Genomic DNA, 14,304 nt, shown 5'->3' with positions numbered 1-14,304 from the left:
GAAAGGCTCCTCACGGTGGTGTCAGAACTGATAGCTATGGGGCCGGATCGGGTAAATCAAGCGACGTCGGGCAATGCTTGACGGTCCGTTCCCGTTCCCGCGACGGCGGTGCGGCGCTGCATCGCCGCCGCCATCGCTTGCGCGGGAACGTCGATGAGAACGGGGGCCTCGGTGAACAGGAGGCCGGCGCGGATCTCGGCGCCGGGATAGAGCGGCGCGAGCAGGCTGCGGTAGAGCGCGAGCTGCAGTATATAGGCCGGCGGCACCTCGGCGAGGGAGGCCGGCGGCGGGCGGTTGGTCTTGTAGTCGACGATGTGGACGACACCGTCCGCGACCGCCAGCCGGTCGATCGTGCCGGTGACGGCATAGCGGCGTTGACGGGGTGAGCCGGGCTCTTTGAGTGAGCCGGGCGCGCTGGGCGAGCGGAGCTCACCGGGCGAGCTAAGCTCACCGGGCACGCCGAGCACCAGCGTGCCGGAGACCGCGACCTCGGCGCGGCTGCCCGCGGCGAAGAGCGGCGCGAAGGCCGGATCCATGAGGACGGCGAGCACCGACAGGACGATCGCATCGCGCTCGCGCGGGGAGAAGTCCGGGGCGGCCTGGACGAGGTAACGGTGCGCGGCCGCGGCGTGGTCGCCGCTCGGCAGATCCGGGAGGACCTGCAGCAGACGGTGGATGACGAGGCCGCGACGAATGGCGAAGGACGGCAGCGCGCCGCCCGACAGGACCGGCGAGACGTAGCCGGTAGCAGGCGCCAAGGCAGGGGTGTCGTCGGTCTCCAGCCGGTGCGCCTCGCCGGCGGAGGAGGGCGAGAGCGGGCGCGGCGCCAGCGCCTCCGGCGGCAGCGGCGAGAGGTCGATCGGCCGCGGCGCCAAGGCCTCGGCGATATCAGCCGCGCGCTTGCCGCCCGGCGCGATCCCGCCATGGCGCCAGGCGGTGACCGTGCCGCCGGCATCGCGGATCTCTTCCGACCCCGGCCGCAATGCCGCCTCGACGCGCTGCAGCCAGCTCTCCTCATGCGGGCCGCGGGTGCCGGCGGTGCCGCAGACGACCAAGCGGTCGGCGGCGCGGGTCAGGCCGACATAGAGGAGGCGCCGGTATTCCTCGCCGGCCAGCCGCTTCTCCTCTTCCTTCAGCGCCAGCACGTGGCCGTTCTCGAGCGACTTGTCGGCGCGCCAGAGAAAACCCGGCGCCTGTCCGGGGAAGAGGCCGGGCATGTCCGGCCAGGCGATCAGCCGGGCGCCGTGCGCGTGGCTGAACGGCGCCGAGCCAGGATCCACGAGGAAGACCACGGGCGCCTCAAGCCCCTTGGAGGCGTGCGTGGTCATGATCCGCACCTCGCTCTTGCCATGCTCCATCTCGCGCTTGATCTCTGGCGGCGAGGCCGCGAGATCGGCGAGGAAGGCGTCGAGGCCGGGCTGGCCGGCCTCCTCCTCGGCGAGCGCGAGGTCGAGGAAGGCGTCGATCACCTCGCCGGCATCGCGCCCGAGCCGGGCGGTGAGCTGCGCCCGCCCGCCCTCGGGGCCGAGCAGGCGGGCGTAGAAGGCGAAGACGCTCTCGAAGCCGGCGCGGTCGCGCAGCGTCTCCAGCCGGGTGAAGGCGGCACGCGCCTTGGCGAGGAAGGCCTCGGTCTCGGCGTCGGCGATGACGTCGGGCACGCGGGCAAGGCCGTCCGGCCCGGCGAGACGGCGAAGGCCGAGATAGAGCGGCTCGGCCGAGTCGCGCGACAGGGCCAGCCCCATCAGCTCGTCGTCGGAAAAGCCGAAAAGCGGGCTCTTCAGGACGGCGGCGAGCGACAGCTCGTCCTCGGCATTGGCGACGGTGCGCCCGAGCGCCATCAGGTCCTGGATGGCGATGTGGTCGGTGATCACCAGCCGGTCGGCGCCGGCGACGGGAATGCCGGCGTCCCTCAGCGCCTTGCCCATCGCCTCGACGAAGCCCGAGCGCTTGCGCACCAGCACCAGCACGTCGCCGGCCCCGATCGGCCGGGTGACGCCCTTCACCGTGACGGGGTCGCCCAGCCAGTCGGCAATCGTTGCGGCGATGCGGCGGGCGAGGCGGTTCGACGGCGAGGATTGCGGCTGCACGTCGACGGCCCGCAGCCAGTCGTCCGGCTCCGGGCTCGGCTCGGCCTGCACCACCGGCCAGACCTCGACGAGGCCCGGCTCCTCGCCGCGCGCCGAGGCATGCACCGGCGCCTCGTCGCCGGAGGAGAGGCCAACGCGGTTGGCGGGGTCGGCGAAGACCCGGTCGACGGCAGCCAGAACCGCTGCGGCCGAGCGGAAGGACTGGTGCAGCTGCACCTCGGCGAAGGCCTGCTGCGCCGCCAGCGCCCGCGCGCCGAGCCGCCGCCGCTCCTCGGCGAACATCGCCGGCGAAGCGCCCTGGAAGGAGTAGATCGACTGCTTCTCGTCGCCGACCGCAAAGACCGTTCGCAGCACGTTGCGGGCGGAGGGGCCGGTGAAGAACTCCTCGACCAGCGAGCGCATCACCTGCCATTGCCGCGGGCTGGTGTCCTGCGCCTCGTCGATCAGCACGTGGTCGATGCCCTGGTCAAGCTTGAAATGCACCCAGTCCGAGGCTTCCGAGCGCGACAGGAGGTCGGCGGTGCGCACGATGAGGTCCTCGAAGTCGAGCCGGCCACGCCGGCGCTTGAGGCTCGCATAGTCCGCCTCCAGCCGGTCGGCGATGGTGAGCGCGGCGGCGCTCGCCTCGGCCAGCCGCAGCGTGGTCAGCCGGTCGTCGAGGTCGAGGATGTGCTCGACGAGGAGCGCCAGGCGCTCGGCGAAATCCGGGATCTTGTCCGTCACCGTCTTGGTGGCGACGCTCGAGGGCTTCAGCGGGTCGCCGTCCTTCTTCAGGCAGAGCGCCTTCAGCGCGGCGAGATGCGCCACCGGCGTCTCGGCGGCCTCGAGATCGGTGAGCTTCTGGACGAGCTTCTGGTCGGTCGCCTTGCTGCTCGCCATCGCCAGCGCCGACAGCTCCTCGCGAAAAGACGGGTCGAAGCCCGGCGCGTCTCCGGCGGCGGCGAGGAGGCTGTCGGCATTCTCGTCGCGCCGGGTGCCAAGGGCGGCATAGAGCCGGTCGATCGCCGCATCGACGCCGCCAGCCTCGGTGATGTGCCGGCGGATGCCGTCGCGCTTCGAGACGATCTCCGAGATCAGCTGGTCCAGCCCGAACTCGCCGCCGACCGACAGCGCGGTCGCGAAAGCCTCGCCGAGGCGTCGGCGCTCCTCTGCGGTGTGATCTCCGGCGCCGGTGATCAGGAGCCGGCGCGCCTCTGCGAGCAGCAGCGCGCTCGTCGGCCCGTCCATCACCTCGAAATGGCCGGGGACGTTCGCCTCCAGCGGAAACTGGTGCAGGATCGCCTCGCAGAAGGCGTGGATGGTCTGGATCTTCAGCCCGCCCGGCGTCTCCAACGCCTCGGCGAAAAGTTTTCGCGCGTCGGCGATTTCGTCGTCCGAGGGCGGGCGGCCGACGAGGCGCGTCAGCTCGCGGGCGAGCGCATCGCGCGGCGCCGTTGCCCAGCCGGACAGGCGCTGGAAGACGCGGTTCGACATCTCGGCGGCCGCCGCCTTGGTGTAGGTCAGGCACAGGATCTTCGACGGCGGCGCCTTGGCCAGCAGCAGCCGGACGACCCGCTCGGTCAGCACATGCGTCTTGCCGGAGCCGGCATTGGCGGCGACGAAGACCGAGCTAACGGGATCGGAGGCGTGGCGCTGCGCCTCCTCGGTGCGCGGCGAGACCTGGAAGGCGGTCATTCGGCATCCTCTGCAAGCTCGGTGCCGCCGTCGGCGCCGATCGACCATTCGCGCGCGCGGGCGAGATGGTCGTAGGGGCCGGAGAAATCGCCGGCGAGGAAGGGCCGCGGCCGCGAGACGAAGCCGCGACCCGGATCCTGATAGGCGGCGACCAGCCCGCGGAAGCGCAGCAGCGCCTCGTCCGACAGGCTGTCGCCGGTGGTCTCGGTGCCGGTGGCGCGGTCGGTGTGGCGGAGCGTCTCCTGGTAGAGCTCGCGCTCGCGCAGGCGGACATAGAGGAGGTCGGAGACCGATGTCACCGGGCCTTGCGTCGCCTCGAAGGCGCCGAGCCGCGCCATTGCGCCCTCCAGCGGCAGCTGCGGCGCGAGCAGCGTGCGCGCTTGCTTCACCGAGGGGCTGGTGCCGGTCTTGAAGTCGATGATCTCGATCGAGCCGTCCTCCATCACGTCGATCCGGTCGGCAAAGCCCGACAGCGTGGTGTCGATGTCCTCGAAGGTCACCCGCCCGCGCGCTTCCTCGAACCGCCGCACGACGCGCGGCGCGCGGCCCCGTTCCCAGACGATATAGTTCGCAGCCAGCGCCAGCATGCGCGGCCACCAGATCGCCTCGGTCTCGGGTGGCAGCGATTCGGCCAGGAATTTTTCCTCGGCGATCTCGATCAGCCGGGCTTCGGCCTCCGGGTCGGCGGGGTCGATCTGCCGGAAGACGAACTCGGCGAGGATCGCGTGGTAGAGATTGCCGCGGTCGGCCGCGCCGGGATCGCGCATCAGCTCGGGCATCGGCTCCAGCCGCAGGATCTTGCGGGCGTGGATCGCATAGGGGTCGCGGATCAGCGTCTCGACCTCGGTGATCGAGTAGCGGCGCGGCCGGGCGGCGAGCGGCGGCTTCGGCTCGGGGCGCTGCACCCGTTCCACCTCGGTGACGCCGTCGAGGCGGCGGGCGTGCTGGAGATAGGCCGTGCCCTCGGCGCGCAGCCGGGCTGCGCCGTCCGGGCCCGCCAGCGTCAGGAGGCGCTGCACCCAGCGCGAGGCGATGGCGGGCGCGCCGCCGGCCCGCTGCGCGCGGGTCAGCACCACGCGCCGCGCGCCCATCGCCATGGTGAAGTCGTGCGCGGCAAGGCCGATCCGCCGCTCCGGCGGGTCGAGCGCGATCTCCGCCCGCATCAGGCGTGAGAGAAAGGCGTCGGACGTCGCGCGCGACGGCCAGGTGCCCTCGTTGAGGCCGCCGAGCACCATGGTGTCGACATGCTGCAGCCGCGCCTCCAGCGTGCCCCAGACGAAGGCGCGGGCCGACAGGCCGCCGCGCGGCCGCACCGATTCGCCCGCCATCAGCGCCGCCATCACGTCCGGCAGTTCCGAGGGCGCGAAGTCGAAGCCGGTGGCGGGGCACGCGACGAGGCCCGACAGGAAGGCGACGAGGCTGGCGCCCGCCTCCTCGCGGTAGAGCTCGGACGCATTCCCCTCGGGATCGGCGGCGAGTGCCTCCAGGGCCTCGGTGAGCGCCCGCGCGAAGACGCCGATCTCGGCCGGCGCCTTGCCGCGCAGGTCGGTGAGCGGTTTCAGCGCCGCCTCGAGCCGGAGCGCGACGGCCTCGGCGAGGTCCCGGTCCTCGTCCGGCACCAACCGTACGGGCCGCGCGACGCGGGCGTTTTCGGTCTCGATCGCCGTGCGGGCATCGGTGAACAGTTTTGCCATGGTGGCGGCATCGGCGAAGCCGACGGTGCCGCGGAGCGCGATCAGCTCGATCGCGCGGGCGGCACGCCGGGCGGCACCCGGCTTCTGCCCGAGCCGCAGCAGCGGGTGCTTCAGGAGGCCGACGAGGGCGATCGGATCGCCCGGCTGCAGCGCGACCGCGACGGCCAGCGAGAGCAGCGTGCCCGGCGGCGTCGCGCCGAGCGGGCGGCCGGCGGAATCATTGGCCTCGATGCCGAAGCGGCGGAGCTCGGCGACGACGCGGCGGGCAAGGCTCCGGTCGGGCGTCGTCAGCGCGACGGTGCTGTTCTCCGCCGACAGAGCGTCGCGCATGGCGCAGGCGATCGCCAGCGCCTCCTCGCGCTCGTCGACCGCCTCGACCAGCGCGATGCCGTCGAGGGCTGCGGGGGGGTGGCGGAGGCCACTATCGCTAAAGAGGTCTGCGGCTTCCATCACCGACCAGAGGTCCGTGGTCTCGGCAGGGCGCAGCGCGTCGGAGACGAAGGCCTCGCGCAGCGCCAGCGTGTCGCCGTCGGCGGGGGCGATGTGGTCGACCGCCTCGCGTGGCACCAGGAGCCCGGTCAGGATGCGCTTCAGGCCGTATTGCGGATGGCCGGGTGCGGTGCCCGACGTGCCGGGCGCGGCGCCGAGCCGGATCGCGTCGAAGCCGCGGTCCTCCAGGTGCCGGTCGAGGCCGGGCAGGACCACGGCGCCGTTCGACAGGTTGGCGATGGCGCGCATCAGGGCGATGGTTGCGGGCGCGGCGGCGGTCGAGCCGGCGAGGATCACCGGGCCGGCGGAGCCCTCGCGGGCGAGCCGCTCGGCCTCGCGCCGCAGCCAGTCGTTGCGCGCGCCGGCCTCGTCGACGACGCCGCGCTGGCGCAGAATCTCCGGCCAATGCTCGGTGAGGATGTTGAGGAAGGTCAGCGTCAGCTGCCACCAGTGCGCCAGCCGGTCCGGGGCGAGCGCCGAAAGCCCGGCAAGGCTGGTGCTCTCGTTCTCGGCCTCGTCGAGCAGGCTGCAGAGATCGGCGGCGAGCCAGAGCGCATCCGAGGCCGAGGCCGGCAGCACCACGTCCTCGCCTTCGAGCACCTGCAGCGCGTCGGCATTGAGGCTCGCCTTCCACTGCCGGACGAAGCGCGCGACGAGCATGCGCCGCTCCAGGGCGCCGATGGTGGGCAGAAGGCCCGCCGCCTCCGGGGTCTCGAACAGCGCGCCCGGACCTTCCTCGCCGATCAGCCGGATCGCCGGCAGGATCGCCGCGCGGCCGCCGAGCGCGCGCACGAATTCAGTGGCGAGCGTGCGCGCGGCGCGGCGCGTCGGCACGTAGATGGTGATGCCGGCCAGCGCCAGCGGATCGTCCGGCGGCGCCGCGCCGCGGAGCACGCGCCCATCCAGCACCGCCTCCGCCAGCGTCTTCAGGAAGGGCAGGCCCGGGGCGATCGACAGGAGATTGGCTGACATGGCCTGAGCCTACAGCCTTGCCGTGCGATTCGCAGCAGGGGGCACCGTGCCCTTCGCCGATCGGCAGCAGTCCGGTCTAACCCTCGAAGCGATCCGGCCATCGGCGCGCGGCATGGAAGATCGCCAGGACCTCGATCCGCTGTCGCAAGCGGTATGCCGCAATGTACGCCGTCCCGGGCACGACAAGCTCGCGGGTGCTGGGATCGCGTCCGATCCGCCCCAACTGCGGATGTGTGGCCAAGGACGCGATGCTTCTGGCGATGCGCGTCACAAGGTTTGCGGCGGCGCGGGGATTATCTTGAGCGATGAAGGCGCCGATGTCGTCGAGATCCTGGAGGGCATCCTCCGTCCAGATCAGCTCATGCATTCCGGCTGTATTTTTGCACCACGGCCGCGACCGCCTCGGGCGTCACAAAGCGACCCTCGTCCGCGGCCTTCAGCCCGGCGCGGATCTTCTCCGCCTGCCATGCCAAGACCTCTTCCGAGGCTTTGGGCGTGGCGGGAGCCGCGTCGGAGGAGATTGCTGCGGCCTCGGCCGTCGATGGCGTCCTGATCATGCGCCAGAGTGTCATGAGGGGCCTTGGTCGATCAAGCCGTCACCAAGCCTCTCTCGTACAGCCAGCTAAGCCGCGCCCGTTCGCACAGCGCGCCGCCTAAGCCGCGCTGGCGCTGGCACTGGCGGTGAAGGTCGCCTCGGCCTCGGCGATGGCGCCGGGGGTGCCGACGGTCAGCCAGAGGCCGTCGAGGCGGGTGCCGAACAGGCGGTCGGCCTCGATCGCCTGGTCGAAGATCCGGTTGAGCGAGAACTTCTCCTCCCTCATCCCAGCAAAGGACGAGGGCTTCAGGATCGCCGCGCCGGCATAGATGAAGGGCGACATGTCGCGCTCGCCAACGCGGGCGAGGCGTCCCTCGACGTCCATGGTGAAGTCGCCCTTGCCGTCGTAGCCGGTGGCCTGGCGCATGTCGGCGATGAGGAGCGACACGTCCATGCGGGCGGGGTCCCAGAGGTCGGTCATCAGATCGAGATTGTCGCGGTAGCCGTCGATCCAGAACGTGTCGGAATTGACCACGAAGAACGGGTCCTCGCCGATCAGCGGCAAAGCGCGCACGATGCCGCCGCCCGATTCCAGCAGCGTGTCGGTCTCGTCGGAGATGACGATCTCCATGTCCTTGCGGCGGCGCAGATGCGCGCGCATGAGGTCGGCGAGGTAGTGGACGTTGACGATCACCTTCTCGACGCCGTTGCGCGCGAGCGCATCGAGGCCGTAGTCGATCAGCGCCCGGCCGCGGATCTCGACCAGCGGCTTCGGAATGGTCGAGGTGATCGGCCGCATGCGTTTGCCGAGGCCGGCGGCGAGCACCATGGCGGTCTTCGGGCGGAATTTTTCGCGTGGCGTCATGGTCTGGCCTTTGTCGGTCAGCGGGACCCCGGCGGACGGCCGACGATGCCCCATTCCTGGTAGAGATGGCGGAGCGCGGCGAGCGAGGGATGCCCGAGCGTCCTGTCTAGATAGGTCTTAAGCCGCGGTATGTGACGCAGATATTGCGGTTTTCCGTCGCGTTCGTCGAGACGCACGAAAATGCCGAGAATTTTGGACGCCCGCTGCGCCGCCATGATCGCATAGGCGCGCTCGAAGCCTTCCTGGTCGAACGGTCCTTGCGCCTTACGCGCCGCGACATAGGCCGCCGTCAGCCGCATTTCGAGTTCCGGTGCGATGTCGACGCGCGCATCCTGCGCCAGCGAGGCGAGGTCGTAGGCGGCGGGGCCGATCATCGCGTCCTGGAAGTCGATGAGGCCGATCCGGTCGGTACCGATCCGGTCGCCGCGCCAGATGATGTTGGGCGAGTGGACGTCGCGCAGGAGAAGGCTCGGCTCAGCGTCGCGCAGGAGGTCGAAGAGGTCGCGCCACACCGCGACGTAGTCGGCCCGCTCGGCCTCGGTCGGCGGCGTGCCGCGGCTGCGCTTCACGTACCAGTCGAGCAGCAACTCGGTCTCGATGGCCATCGCGCCGCGGTCGAAATCGGGGACGTGGTGGATGATGCCGTCCGCCGCCGGCATGGCGGGATCCCAGGTCCGGGCGTGGAGGGCGGCCAGCGTCAGCGCGGTCGCCTCGTAGCGCTCGGAGATCGGCCGGCCCTCGCCGTCGAGCGGGGTGTCGTCGCCGAGATGCTCCAGGAGCACGAAGCCGGCATCGAGGTCGCAGGCGAAAACCTCAGGCGCGGTGAAGCCGTTCGCCTTCAAGGCGCGGGCGATGGCAACGAAGGGCGTGACGTCTTCGGAAATGTGGGCGATCCGCGCATAGGTCAGGCCGTTCCGCACCGGCAGCCCCTGGCTGACGCGCGGCGCGTCCATCAGGATGGCGGTCGCGCCGGCCCGCTGCACGGTCTCGTAGCGGCGTGCCGAGGCGTCGCCGAAGAAGCGGCGGCGGCTGTCGGCTGTCGGCACCTGCGCATTGAGGAAGGCACGCAAGGCCAGGCTGCGCCGGACCCGCGCCATCGTGGCGGGCGCGCCGGAAACCTGCGCGGTGCGACCGTCGCCCGTGGTTTCCAACGTCACCTGCAGCCTCGCGCGCTCGCCGACCTCGGGAGCGCGCTCAGGCCATTCGCAGAGCACGATGCCGGCCTCGGCCGCCTCGTCGAAGCCGAGCTCGGCGAGCTCCGAGCCGTCGCCGAGACGGTAGAGATCGATATGGGCGATCGGCGGGTCCGTCTCGTAGACCTGCACCAGCGTGTAGGTGGGCGAAGGCACCTCGAAGTCCGGATCGTCGGCGAGCGTCCGGATCATCGCGCGGGCCAGCGTCGACTTGCCGGCGCCGAGATCGCCGGACAGCGCCACGACGTCGCCGGCGCGCAGCGCCAGGATCAGGTCCTCGCCAAGCCTTTTCGTGGCGGCCTCGTCGGCCAGCGACAGGGTCACGAGGGTGTCGGTCGCAGCATCCATCATTCGGCCGCCAAATCGATGGCCCGGTCGGCGACGGGGAAGCGGCAGATGACGGTGGTGCCGCCGTTTTCAGAAGATTCGATATCGATCGAGCCCTTGTGCAGCTCGAGGAAGCTCTTGACGATCGACAGGCCGAGGCCGGCGCCGGAGCTGCGGCCGCCGACGGGGTCGGACTCGAAGCGCTCAAAGATTCGGGCGATCTGGTCGGGGGCGATGCCCGGGCCCTCGTCGCGCACCAGGAAGGCGACGGCGCCGGGCTCGCGCACGGCCTTGAGGCCGATGGTCGAGCCGGCCGGCGCGAAATTGGCGGCGTTGGATAGGAGGTTGAACAGGATCTGGGTGACCCGGTGCTCGTCGGCGCGCAGCGTCGCCCCGGCGCCGGCGACGTCCACCGCGATCTTGATGTCGTTCTCCTTCAGCCGGTCGCGGATCGCTTCGGCGGCCTTCTCTGCGGTCTCGGCGATGTCGACGTCGGTCATCTCGAGGTCCATCGTCCCGGCGTCGATCGAGGCGAGGTCGAGGATGTCGTTGACGATGGTCATCAGCGAGGCCGTCGAGACCGAGATGTAGTCGAGATATTCGCTCTGGCGCGCCGTCAGCGGGCCGGTCTCGGTCGAGCGCAGCAGCGCGGAGAAGCCGATGATGTTGGTCAGCGGCGAGCGCAGCTCGTAGTTCACGTGCTTGACGAAGTCGGTCTTGATGCGGTCGGCGACCTCCAGCGCGTCGTTGCGCTCGCGCAGCATCAGCTCGGCCCGGCGGGCATCGGAGATGTCGGCGAAGGTCAGCATGGTCTGGCCGTTCGGCAGCGGCACGATGCCGTAGCTGGCGACGCGGCCGTCGGCGAAGACGAACTCGCCGGCGGTCGCGGTGCGCGCGCCCTCGTCGAAGGCGGTGACCGCCTGGCAGAATTCCGGCCAGCCGACGCCGTCCTCGCCGTCCTCGGCCCGGCGGATCGGCGTCGAGGTGGTCTTCGACAGCGTCTTGATGTGCGGCTTGGCGGAGAGGAACTCGTCGGAAAGGCCCCAGAGCTCGCCGAAGGCCGGGTTCGACAGACGCAGCTTGCCGTCCTGGCCGAACACCGCCACCGCCTCGTTGAGGAAGTCGAGCGTCTCGCCCTGCAGCCGGACCAGCGCGTTGAGGCGGCTCTCCAGCTCGAGCTTCTCGGTGAGGTCCTCGAACACCCAGGTGGCGCCGCCTTGCGGCTGGGGGCTGGCGAAGATGCGCAGCGTGCGGCCGTCGGCGAGGTGCCAGAGCAGCTCGGTCGGCTCGGTCGCGCGGTAGGCGGCCATGATCTCGGCCTTGACGTCGCGCAGCGGCCGGTCTTCCGGCAGCGTGCCGCGCGAGCGCAGTTGGTCCATCATGGCGACATGGTCGGGCGCGGTGTCGAGATAGGTGCCGGCAAGGTCGAACAGCCGCTGGAAGGCGGAGTTGTAGTAGATCAGCTGCGTCTTGTCGTCGAAGCGGGCGACGGCCGTCGTCAGGTGGTCGAGCGTCTCGGAATGGCTCTTGATCGTCTGCTTCAATTCCATCCGGACCGCCTCGGTCTCGGAGATGTCGGTGGCGACACCCGCCGAGCCGAGCGGCCCCGCGGCATCCACCACGCTGAAATTGCGCCGGTCGGCGTCGACGACGGTCGAGATGCGGTCGGCAAAGACGCCCTTGGTCTCCACCGCCGCGGCGATGGCGCCCCGGTCGGTCTCGGTCAGGAACTCGATCTGGCGGTCCACCGCGTCGGCGACGCCGGTGGCATCGACCGCGCCGGCATAGGCGCGGTTCACCCAGACCAGCCGCCGCTCGCGGTCGCGCAGCCAGACCGGCATGTCCAGGGCATCGCAGAGCCGCTGCATGGTCTCGATGGTGGCGATCACCCGCGCATGCTCGACCTGCAGCCGGGTCAGTTCCTCGCGCACCCCGAACAGCGGCGTGAAGCGGACGACCGCGAGCGCGCCATGGGTGCGGCCCACCGCCTCGACCGGCTGGCCCTCGCTGTCGGCGAGCGTCATCTTGAAGGCTTCCGCCTTGCCCTTCAGCCGCTCGATCGCCGCGTCGAGCCGCACTGCGGTTTCGCGCGGCAGCCAGTCGGTGAAGGCGAGGAAGCGGCGGTTGTCGGCGGGGGCGCCGGTGGCGGCGGGCAGAGTGCCGAGGACTTCGGGCTGGCCGTTGCCGGCATAGATGACGACGCGCTGGTCGTCGCCGGCGAGCAATGCCGCCCGCTTGTCGGCCTCGAAGCTTCGTTCGGCCAGCGCGGCGCGGAGCGTGCCGTTCTCGGCGATGACGAGCGAGCGCTGCCGGATCAGCCAGACGGCGATCAGCATGGCGGCCCCGACCGAGAGCGCGAACAGCGCGAGGTAGAGCATGTCGTTCGGCGCCACCGCGATGCCGAGGCTCTCCTCCATGCTCTGCGCCCGGGCGGCGGTCGCGGTCAGCGCTAGGCCGATAGCAGCACCGAGCCCGCAGCCGCCGCGGGAAAGCGGCAGCCGCGCCCAACGGGCCGCAGCCCTGGCCGTGCGGGGCTTCGGTCGTCCGGCGTCCGCGGCATGTCTCGAGCCGGTCAATCGCATGATCGAAGGCATACCCTCGTCCTTCGCAGTCGCATTGGAATGGGAGGGGCCGTGGCCCCGTCGCTGCGGACGGCGTCCCTTCCGGTCCCGCGCGATTCGAGCAACCTAACCCCAACGCGAATCCGGGCAAAGCATGCGAAGGCGCTGACACGCAAAAAGAAAGGCCGCCGGGAGGGTTGCTCGCCGGCGGCCTTTCTGAATCGGGAAATCCGAAGAGACCCTGATGGTCTCTGCCGGGTCCTAGTAGCGGTAGTGCTCGGCCTTGAACGGGCCTTGCGGCGTCACGCCGATATAGGCGGCCTGCTCTTCGCTGAGCTCGGTGAGATTGGCGCCGAGCTTGGCGAGGTGGAGGCGGGCGACCTTCTCGTCGAGGTGCTTCGGCAGCACGTAGACCTCGTTGCCGTACTTCTCACCCTTGGTGAACAGCTCGATCTGCGCCAGCGTCTGGTTGGTGAACGAGGCCGACATCACGAAGGACGGGTGGCCGGTGGCATTGCCGAGGTTCAAGAGGCGACCCTCGGAGAGCAGCAGGATGCGCTTGCCGTCGGGGAAGTGGATCATGTCCACCTGCGGCTTGATGTTCGTCCACTTCATGTTGCGCAGCGACAGGACTTCGATCTCGTTGTCGAAATGGCCGATATTGCCGAGGATCACCATGTCCTTCATCAGGCGCATGGTGGCGAGCGTCACCACGTCCTTGTTGCCGGTGGTGGTGATGATGATGTCGGCGGTCGGCGCCGCATCCTCGAGGCGGACGACCTCGAAGCCGTCCATCGCCGCCTGCAGCGCGCAGATCGGATCGACCTCGGTCACCTTGACGCGGGCGCCGGCGCCCTGGAGCGAAGCGGCCGAGCCCTTGCCGACGTCGCCATAGCCGCAGACGATCGCGACCTTGCCGGCCATCATCACGTCGGTGGCGCGGCGGATGCCGTCGACCAGGCTCTCCTTGCAGCCGTACTTGTTGTCGAACTTCGACTTGGTGACGCTGTCGTTGACGTTGATCGCCGGGAACGGCAGCAGGCCCTTCTTCTGCAGCTGGTACAGCCGGTTGACGCCGGTCGTGGTCTCCTCGGTGACGCCCTTGATGGCGTCGCGCTGCTTGGTGAAGAAGCCGGGGCTGGCCGCCATGCGCTTCTTGATCTGCGCGACGAAGATCTCTTCTTCCTCATTGCCGGGGCTGGACAGGACGTCCTCGCCGGCCTCGGCGCGGGCGCCGGTGAGGATGTACATCGTGGCGTCGCCGCCATCGTCGAGGATCATGTTGGTGAGACCGCCATCGGTCCACTGGAAAATCCTGTCGGTGTAGTCCCAGTATTCGGTGAGGCTCTCGCCCTTGACGGCGAAGACCGGGGTGCCGGTCGCGGCGATCGCGGCGGCGGCGTGGTCCTGGGTGGAGAAGATGTTGCAGGAGGCCCAGCGGACCTCGGCGCCGAGCGCCTGCAGCGTCTCGATCAGCACGGCGGTCTGGATCGTCATGTGCAGCGAGCCGGTGATGCGGGCACCCGTCAGCGGCTTGTCCGAACCGAATTCCTCGCGGCAGGACATGAGGCCGGGCATCTCGGTCTCGGCGATCTCGATTTCCTTGCGGCCCCACGAGGCGAGCTCGGGATCCCTGATGACGTAGTCCTGGGCGAATGCCATGGGAAAGTCCTTCCTGAAGAGAATGAGGGAGGGCCTCGGCCCTCTGCGTCCAGCGAATGCGGGGAGGGGCGCGGGGCCTCCAATGCGCGGCCGTCGAGGGCCGTGGCGTCCGCCATGGTGTACCAGCCGGCCCAGATCGACACAAGCGGATATAAGCATTTCTTTATATGACATCCTGAACCAATCCCTTTCACGCCACCGGAAAAACCGGCTATCGTCGCCGTCACCGCTGCCTGGAGATCCCC

The 14,304-nt window shown here is 70.2% G+C and carries 8 protein-coding genes; all 8 read right to left on the bottom strand.

All coding sequences use genetic code 11. The features are described from left to right. Window positions 1–56: 56 nt before the first annotated feature. On the bottom strand, window positions 57–3,761 hold the full coding sequence (addA, locus tag ACZLZQ_RS04450) for a double-strand break repair helicase AddA (RefSeq protein ID WP_472948315.1): 3,705 nt from the start codon (window positions 3,759–3,761) through the stop codon (window positions 57–59). Continuing rightward, the gene (addB, locus tag ACZLZQ_RS04445; RefSeq protein ID WP_472948314.1) at window positions 3,758–6,916 is read right to left on the bottom strand and encodes a double-strand break repair protein AddB; all 3,159 of its coding nucleotides are present in this window, start codon (window positions 6,914–6,916) and stop codon (window positions 3,758–3,760) included. The genes addA and addB overlap by 4 nt, the downstream gene beginning before the upstream one ends. 76 nt (window positions 6,917–6,992) lie before the next feature. Further along, window positions 6,993–7,283 (bottom strand): type II toxin-antitoxin system RelE/ParE family toxin, encoded by a 291-nt coding sequence (locus tag ACZLZQ_RS04440; RefSeq protein ID WP_472948313.1) that lies wholly within the window; start codon window positions 7,281–7,283, stop codon window positions 6,993–6,995. After that, complete coding sequence (locus ACZLZQ_RS04435; protein ID WP_472948312.1) at window positions 7,276–7,473, bottom strand: hypothetical protein; 198 nt, start codon at window positions 7,471–7,473, stop codon at window positions 7,276–7,278. The genes ACZLZQ_RS04440 and ACZLZQ_RS04435 overlap by 8 nt, the downstream gene beginning before the upstream one ends. A 96-nt stretch (window positions 7,474–7,569) precedes the next feature. Beyond that, the gene (locus ACZLZQ_RS04430; RefSeq protein ID WP_472948311.1) at window positions 7,570–8,316 is read right to left on the bottom strand and encodes a nucleotidyltransferase family protein; all 747 of its coding nucleotides are present in this window, start codon (window positions 8,314–8,316) and stop codon (window positions 7,570–7,572) included. A 17-nt stretch (window positions 8,317–8,333) separates the two neighbouring features. After that, window positions 8,334–9,860, bottom strand: coding sequence for a tRNA (adenosine(37)-N6)-threonylcarbamoyltransferase complex ATPase subunit type 1 TsaE (gene tsaE / locus ACZLZQ_RS04425; protein ID WP_472948310.1), 1,527 nt, complete (start codon window positions 9,858–9,860; stop codon window positions 8,334–8,336). Then, window positions 9,857–12,430 carry a PAS domain-containing sensor histidine kinase gene (locus ACZLZQ_RS04420; protein ID WP_472948309.1) on the bottom strand — a complete coding sequence of 858 codons (2,574 nt, stop codon included), beginning with the start codon at window positions 12,428–12,430 and terminating at the stop codon, window positions 9,857–9,859. The genes tsaE and ACZLZQ_RS04420 overlap by 4 nt, the downstream gene beginning before the upstream one ends. A gap of 228 nt (window positions 12,431–12,658) precedes the next feature. Further along, window positions 12,659–14,059, bottom strand: coding sequence for an adenosylhomocysteinase (gene ahcY, locus ACZLZQ_RS04415; RefSeq protein WP_472934347.1), 1,401 nt, complete (start codon window positions 14,057–14,059; stop codon window positions 12,659–12,661). Window positions 14,060–14,304 lie beyond the last annotated feature (245 nt).

This window comes from Mesocryomonas lacus, from assembly GCF_055730105.2.
This window is presented reverse-complemented; position numbering and strand designations above follow the sequence as displayed.

Excerpts from the sequence above, each read along its gene's own strand:
- addA (WP_472948315.1), bottom strand. The coding sequence starts at position 3,761 with ATGACCGCCTTCCAGGTCTCGCCGCGCACCGAGGAGGCGCAGCGCCAC.
- addB (WP_472948314.1), bottom strand. The coding sequence starts at position 6,916 with ATGTCAGCCAATCTCCTGTCGATCGCCCCGGGCCTGCCCTTCCTGAAG.
- ACZLZQ_RS04440 (WP_472948313.1), bottom strand. The coding sequence starts at position 7,283 with ATGCATGAGCTGATCTGGACGGAGGATGCCCTCCAGGATCTCGACGAC.
- ACZLZQ_RS04435 (WP_472948312.1), bottom strand. The coding sequence starts at position 7,473 with ATGATCAGGACGCCATCGACGGCCGAGGCCGCAGCAATCTCCTCCGAC.
- ACZLZQ_RS04430 (WP_472948311.1), bottom strand. The coding sequence starts at position 8,316 with ATGACGCCACGCGAAAAATTCCGCCCGAAGACCGCCATGGTGCTCGCC.
- tsaE (WP_472948310.1), bottom strand. The coding sequence starts at position 9,860 with ATGATGGATGCTGCGACCGACACCCTCGTGACCCTGTCGCTGGCCGAC.
- ACZLZQ_RS04420 (WP_472948309.1), bottom strand. The coding sequence starts at position 12,430 with ATGCCTTCGATCATGCGATTGACCGGCTCGAGACATGCCGCGGACGCC.
- ahcY (WP_472934347.1), bottom strand. The coding sequence starts at position 14,059 with ATGGCATTCGCCCAGGACTACGTCATCAGGGATCCCGAGCTCGCCTCG.